Annotated in this window: 4 protein-coding genes and 1 pseudogene; 1 reads left to right on the forward strand and 4 read right to left on the reverse strand. The window is 61.4% G+C overall.

All coding sequences use genetic code 11. The features are described from left to right. From EOA33_RS27560 to EOA33_RS27570, 3 genes are all read right to left on the reverse strand, one after another. On the reverse strand, window positions 1–216 hold a 216-nt coding region (locus tag EOA33_RS27560; RefSeq protein ID WP_145989308.1), incomplete at its 3' end, for an LON peptidase substrate-binding domain-containing protein. 273 nt (window positions 217–489) lie between these two features. Then, entirely contained in the window at window positions 490–1,764 is a 1,275-nt protein-coding gene (clpX, locus tag EOA33_RS27565) for an ATP-dependent Clp protease ATP-binding subunit ClpX (RefSeq protein ID WP_126054894.1), read from the reverse strand. A gap of 294 nt (window positions 1,765–2,058) precedes the next feature. Further along, window positions 2,059–2,688, reverse strand: coding sequence for an ATP-dependent Clp protease proteolytic subunit (locus tag EOA33_RS27570; RefSeq protein ID WP_126054895.1), 630 nt, complete (start codon window positions 2,686–2,688; stop codon window positions 2,059–2,061). Window positions 2,689–3,021: 333 nt separating this feature from the next. Here EOA33_RS27570 and EOA33_RS27575 point away from each other — a divergent pair, with 333 nt between their 5' ends. Continuing rightward, window positions 3,022–3,615, forward strand: coding sequence for a hypothetical protein (locus EOA33_RS27575; RefSeq protein WP_126054896.1), 594 nt, complete (start codon window positions 3,022–3,024; stop codon window positions 3,613–3,615). Here the strand turns inward: EOA33_RS27575 and EOA33_RS41560 are convergent. Beyond that, window positions 3,612–3,763 (reverse strand): annotated as a pseudogene (locus tag EOA33_RS41560) (sarcosine oxidase); the annotation flags it as partial. The gene EOA33_RS27575 and the pseudogene EOA33_RS41560 sit on opposite strands and share 4 nt — an antisense overlap.

The following is a 3,763-nucleotide window of genomic DNA, read 5'->3' on the forward strand; positions in this document are numbered from 1 at the left end:
GTCGTAGATCGCATCGGGCTCGGGATCGTCGTCGGCTGCGTTCATCTGGGTCGCAAGCAGGATCTGCTTTTCCTGACCCATCACCTCTTCCAGCGCCTTGATCGACTTTTCGCGCCCGACAAAGAGCGGAACGATCATGTGCGGAAACACAACGATGTCGCGCAGCGGGAGGACCGCGAAGACGCCGTCGCCGGAAGCCCTGGATATTTTGGCCATTGTCCAACCTTTCATGTCGCGGCCGCTAATTGAGCCAACCGCGAATCTCATATTAACGACCGAGGATCGTTCCGCCTACCACCGTTTGTGACGGGAGTTTTACAGCACAGAATTCGGCACCACGGCCTTCTGCTGTTAGTTGGATGTGTAAGCGGCAAAGATCAAGGGCAAACACGGTCCGTTCATCCTACTCCATCGGCCAGGCAAGGCGCCCTCTCAGCAAAACGGCGCCTCGCGGCGCCGTTTCAAGAGAATTCAAATGCCGGACCCCGATCAGGCGCTGACGGAGCCCTTCTTTTCCTTCTGCTCGGAATAGATATAGAGCGGCCGGGCGTTGCCGGACACCACCTCTTCCGAAATTACCACCTCACGCACGCCTTCCAGTGCCGGCAGTTCAAACATGGTGTCGAGCAGGATGGCTTCCATAATCGAACGCAGGCCGCGCGCGCCGGTCTTGCGCTCGATGGCGCGCTTGGCAATCGCCGACAGCGCGTTCTCGTGGAAGGTCAGGTCGACATTCTCCATCTCGAACAGGCGCTGGTACTGCTTGACCAGCGCGTTCTTCGGCTCGGTCAGGATCTGGATCAGCGCCGGCTCGTCGAGATCTTCCAGCGTCGCCAGCACGGGCAGACGGCCAACGAATTCGGGGATCAGGCCGAACTTCAGCAGATCCTCGGGCTCGACCTGGCGGAAGATGTCGCCGGTGCGGCGATCCTCGGGCGAAGCGACCGTGGCGCCGAAGCCGATCGAGGTCTTGCGGCCGCGATCCGAGATGATCTTGTCCAGCCCGGCGAAGGCGCCGCCGCAGATGAACAGGATGTTGGCGGTGTCGACCTGCAGGAATTCCTGCTGCGGGTGCTTCCTGCCACCCTGCGGCGGCACCGAGGCAACGGTGCCTTCCATGATCTTCAACAGCGCCTGCTGCACGCCCTCGCCCGACACGTCACGGGTTATCGAGGGGTTGTCGGACTTGCGCGAGATCTTGTCGATCTCGTCGATGTAGACGATGCCGCGCTGGGCGCGCTCGACATTGTAGTCGGCCGACTGCAACAGCTTGAGGATGATGTTCTCGACGTCCTCGCCGACATAGCCGGCCTCGGTCAGCGTCGTGGCGTCGGCCATGGTGAAGGGCACGTCAATGATGCGGGCCAGCGTCTGCGCCAGCAGCGTCTTGCCGCAACCAGTCGGGCCGATCAAAAGGATGTTGGACTTGGCCAGCTCGACATCGTTGTTCTTGCCGGCGTGCGCGAGGCGCTTGTAGTGGTTGTGAACAGCCACCGACAGCACGCGCTTGGCGTAGGGCTGGCCGATGACATAGTCGTCGAGGACCTTGAGGATCTCCTGCGGGGTCGGCACGCCCTCGCGCGACTTCACCATCGAGGTCTTGTTCTCCTCGCGGATGATGTCCATGCAGAGCTCGACGCATTCATCGCAGATGAAGACCGTCGGACCGGCAATCAGCTTGCGCACCTCGTGCTGGCTTTTGCCGCAAAACGAGCAGTAGAGCGTGTTCTTTGAATCACCGCCGTTGTTGCCGACCTTGCTCATTTTCCTGTCCTTTCACCGCCCGCCCGCCGATGGTCTGGCCAAGGGCGTCTCATCAATCTATCGCGAGAATGCGCTACCGCCAGTGTCCCAGCTCACACAGCGTATTCCGTACGAAACACAAATCAGAAGACGCGGCAACGATTCGCAGCAACCCCACACAAAGCTAAGCCGTCGAAAATCAACATAGCCTTAACGTAGGCAATCCCACCCGTCGAGGGAACAGCCAATTGTGGCCGAAATGCCGCAAGCCACGCCAAAAGCGTGTTTTCCCGCCACCAGGCTGCCAACCGGGGCCTATGCGGCGGCGACTTCGGCGGCCTCGCGCGACGAAATGACCTTGTCGATCAGACCAAAGTCCTTGGCCTCGTCGGCGGTCATGAAATGGTCACGGTCGAGCGTCTTTTCGATCTCGTCATAGCTCTTGCCGGTGTGCTTGACGTAGACCTCGTTGAGGCGGCGCTTCAGCTTGATGATGTCCTGGGCATGACGTTCGATGTCTGAGGCCTGACCCTGGAAGCCGCCGGACGGCTGGTGGACCATGATGCGGGCGTTCGGCGTGGCGAAGCGCATGTCCTTGTGGCCGGCGCAAAGCAGCAGCGAGCCCATCGAGGCGGCCTGGCCGATGCAGAGCGTCGACACCGCCGGCTTGATGAACTGCATGGTGTCGTAGATCGCCATGCCCGAAGTGACGACACCGCCCGGCGAATTGATGTAGAGGTTGATTTCCTTCTTCGGGTTCTCCGCCTCGAGGAACAAAAGCTGTGCACAAACCAGCGTCGCCATGCCGTCCTCGACCGGACCGGTGATGAAGATGATGCGCTCCTTCAGCAGGCGCGAGAAAATGTCGTAGGCCCGCTCGCCGCGATTGGTCTGTTCGACCACCATCGGAACGAGGTTCATGTAGGTTTCGACGGGGTTCTTCATGGACTATCCCTTTTTGAAGATGGGATTCCGGCGCCGGGGAGTATGAGCAATCGGGCAGAATCGGTTCTGGATCGTTAGGATGTAAATAGGATGCCGGCTCACCCTAACGCAAGGCCGCCCCTCCTAGCCATCTGGTTAAGCCGAATCAAGCGCTACCACCACGAAAGGCGGGAGCGAAGCGTCTTTCGACGAACCGGCTCCCGGGGCACTCCGAAACGGTAGCACTTTCTTAACCGCGCCCCTTAACGAAAAGCCGCAAAACCGCTTTCCGGGCACGGAGCTTCCGCTACAACTTCCGCGTTGAACTGGCGTTCTTTTCCATGGGGGAATGTCATGATCCGCAAAAGCCCTGCATCCCTGGCCGTGGCGGGCCTCGCCATCCTTGCCACGATATCGCAAACGGCTGCGGGCGCCCGCGCGCTCGAATGCTACGAGCCGATCCGCAGGCCGGCGGTCTACGATACCGTTTACGAGGACTTGATGGTCAGCCCCGGCGGCCAACTCGTCGACTACGATGCGCCGATCTACGGCACGCGCGAGAGCGTCGAGCAGATCGCGCCAGCCCGCGTCAGCTACGAGGTGGTGCCGGCCGTCAGCCGCACCGTCTACCACACGGTCAAGGTTGACGATGGCGGCTATGCCTGGGAATGGCGCATCATCCACGGCCGCAAGGTACTGTGCAAGGTGTGGCGCAAGGCCCGCTATGCGCGGGTCGCCGAAACCGTGGTCATCGAACCCGAGCGTGTGCGGCGCGTGGTCCTTCCGGCCGAATATGAGAGCGTCGCCCGGGAGGTGCTGGTACGGCCGGAGCGGCGGCGCATCACCGAGATCGCGCCCTCATACCAGAGGGTGGCGCGTCGGGTTCTGGTCAGGGAAGGCTCCACGCACTGGCGGCGCGTGCATATCGAGCGCCATTGCCGGGATTAGGCCACCTCTGCCCGCAGCCACTTCTTGAGGCCGCCGACATCACCGTCGCCAACGGCTTTGGCGACACGCCTGCCGACCGCCGCGCCGAACTTGTAGCCATGACCGGAGCAGGCCGAGACGACCAGGCATTTGCCCCTTTCTTGCTCCA

Origin of the sequence: Mesorhizobium sp. M4A.F.Ca.ET.050.02.1.1 (assembly GCF_003997725.1) — a bacterium.
Taxonomy (GTDB): domain Bacteria; phylum Pseudomonadota; class Alphaproteobacteria; order Rhizobiales; family Rhizobiaceae; genus Mesorhizobium.

Bases quoted from the DNA above. Each gene is read 5' to 3' on its own strand.
- clpX (WP_126054894.1), bottom strand. From the start codon at position 1,764: ATGAGCAAGGTCGGCAACAACGGCGGTGATTCAAAGAACACGCTCTAC.
- EOA33_RS27570 (WP_126054895.1), bottom strand. From the start codon at position 2,688: ATGAAGAACCCCGTCGAAACCTACATGAACCTCGTTCCGATGGTGGTC.
- EOA33_RS27575 (WP_126054896.1), top strand. From the start codon at position 3,022: ATGATCCGCAAAAGCCCTGCATCCCTGGCCGTGGCGGGCCTCGCCATC.